Genomic DNA, 2,089 nt, shown 5'->3' on the forward strand with positions numbered 1-2,089 from the left:
GGCATCGGCGCTGAAATCAACAGCGGGAGCAGCGGTCTGGGGCATTGCTGAGGGGCTGGTCCCGCGAGCAAACCAGGCCGCGGCAGGGGCGCCAAGGGCAAGCTGGACGGACTTTCAGGCGGCCCTGGTGTGGCCCCCGCCCTGGTGGCCGGTGATTCCTGCGCCCGCACCACCTGGGAGAACGCCACCCTTTCCGCCGCCTGGCTGCGCCGCCACCACTCCGGCGCTCCCGTGCTGCTGATCACCGACCCCTGGCAGCTGCCCCGCGCCGCCCACGCCTTCGCCCGCCAGGGCCTGCAGGTGCAGCCCCTTGCAGCCGAGCCCCAGCTCAGCGCCCCCGAGCGCAACCGCCTGGCGTTTCGGGAAACCGCCGCTACGTTGCTGTATGCCCTCCAGGGCCGGATGTGAACCCATGGCTGCCGCTTTTTCTCCCCATGGCGGTTTCCTCCGTTTTCACGGCAAAGACCTCTCCCTCCTTCAGAGGCTCCTGGATCCACTCGGAGTCGCGGGCCTGTTCTGGTTGCTGCTGGGCACAGGCCATTCCTTTCAACTTGAGGGTGCACTTCTACCTCCCATTCTCTGGGTGGTTCTGCTCACGGCGTTCCTGCTGCCGCGCTCAGGGCTCTATAGCAGCTTTCGCCAGCTCAGCCTCTGGACCCTGGCGCGCCGGGTGACCTCTGGCTGGATTTCGGTGCTGGGGCTGTTGCTGCTGCTCAGTTTCCTCGCCAAGGTCTCGACCAATTTCTCCCGGATCGACACCACCTTCTGGGCGGGTCTGGCCTGGTTGCTGCTCCTGGCCAACCATGTGGGTTTGCGGGCTCTGCTGCGCTGGCATCGCAGTCACGGCGGCAATCAGCGCACCATCGCCTACTGGGGTCTACCGCAGGCAGCCCTCACCCTGCAGCAGCAGCTGCTGGCCTCTCCCTGGATGGGGTTGAAGCTGGTGGCCTGGTTCACGCCCGATCCGGTGCGGCCGGATCAGGTGTCGGCGCTGCTGCCCCCCTGCGCTGGTGGCCTCTCCGACATGCGCCGCTGGCTGGATCGCAACAGTGTGGATCGCATCTGCTTCAGCCACATCAGCCGCGATGACATTTCCTTTGACCAACTTCTTGCCTTCTTCGGCGACACCTGCGTGCCGGTGATCTATGTGCCGGCCTGGTCCCAGCCTTCGATGCATTTCCGCACCGATCAGATCGGCAACCTCCACTGCATCGATCTCTGGGGCGGGGAACGGTCCGTTTTTGATCGCCAGCTCAAGCGCCTTGTTGATCTCGGTCTCACCCTCTCTGGGCTGCTGTTGATCAGTCCCCTGCTGTTGGCCATCGCTCTGGCCGTGGCCCTCTCCAGCCCCGGTCCAATCCTGTTCTGCCAAGACCGCTACGGCCTCGACGGCAAACGGTTTCGCATTCTCAAGTTCCGCACCATGCGGGTGCTGGAAGCCGGCGACACCCCTGGTCTTCGCCAGGCCACCCGCGATGACCCCCGTGTGACCCGCGTGGGTGCCTTCCTGCGCCGCTGGAGCCTGGATGAATTGCCGCAGCTGTTCAATGTGTTGCGCGGTGAGATGAGCCTGGTGGGTCCTCGCCCCCATGCGGTGGATCACAACGAGCATTACCGCCGCCTCATCCCCGGCTACATGCAGCGCCATGGCTTCAAGCCCGGCATCACCGGCCTCGCCCAGGTGGAGGGCTGGCGGGGCGAAACCGCCACCCTCTCGGCCATGGCGGATCGCGTCGATGCCGATCTGCGCTACCAGCGCGAGTGGAGCCTCAAGCTCGATCTCAAGATCCTGCTCAAGACGTTCCTGCGCTTGCGTTCTCCGAATGCGTACTGATGGGGCCCCGTTCTTGCGTTGCACCTAGGGATAGCTCCCGTGCGCGTGGCATCAGCCCACCAGCTCGTCGGCGGCAGGGAATCAGCCGGCCATCGTCCTGGGCTGAAGCCCTCTCGTGCTCCGCCCGGTTAGGAGTTTGCTGAAAAACCAACCCACGAGCCCGTTTTCCACAGGCATCAGTGGATTTCTGGCTCAAAAAGTCGGATCGGTGGCTATCAGATCCGCAAACAGACCGATTTCGGCATCGTTGGCCTG

2 protein-coding genes are annotated in these 2,089 nt (G+C 64.8%); both read left to right on the forward strand.

Annotation, left to right across the window (positions count from 1 at the left end; genetic code table 11):
- Positions 1–129: 129 nt before the first annotated feature.
- Positions 130–408: a YdcF family protein gene (locus VB777_RS00975; protein ID WP_323246466.1), complete on the forward strand. Its 279-nt coding sequence runs from the start codon at positions 130–132 to the stop codon at positions 406–408.
- 4 nt (positions 409–412) lie between these two features.
- On the forward strand, positions 413–1,834 hold the full coding sequence (locus VB777_RS00980) for an undecaprenyl-phosphate glucose phosphotransferase (RefSeq protein ID WP_323246468.1): 1,422 nt from the start codon (positions 413–415) through the stop codon (positions 1,832–1,834).
- Positions 1,835–2,089 lie beyond the last annotated feature (255 nt).

The sequence above is a fragment of the Synechococcus sp. CCY9202 genome (assembly GCF_034931685.1).
In the GTDB taxonomy this organism is placed as follows: Bacteria; Cyanobacteriota; Cyanobacteriia; order PCC-6307; family Cyanobiaceae; genus CBW1002.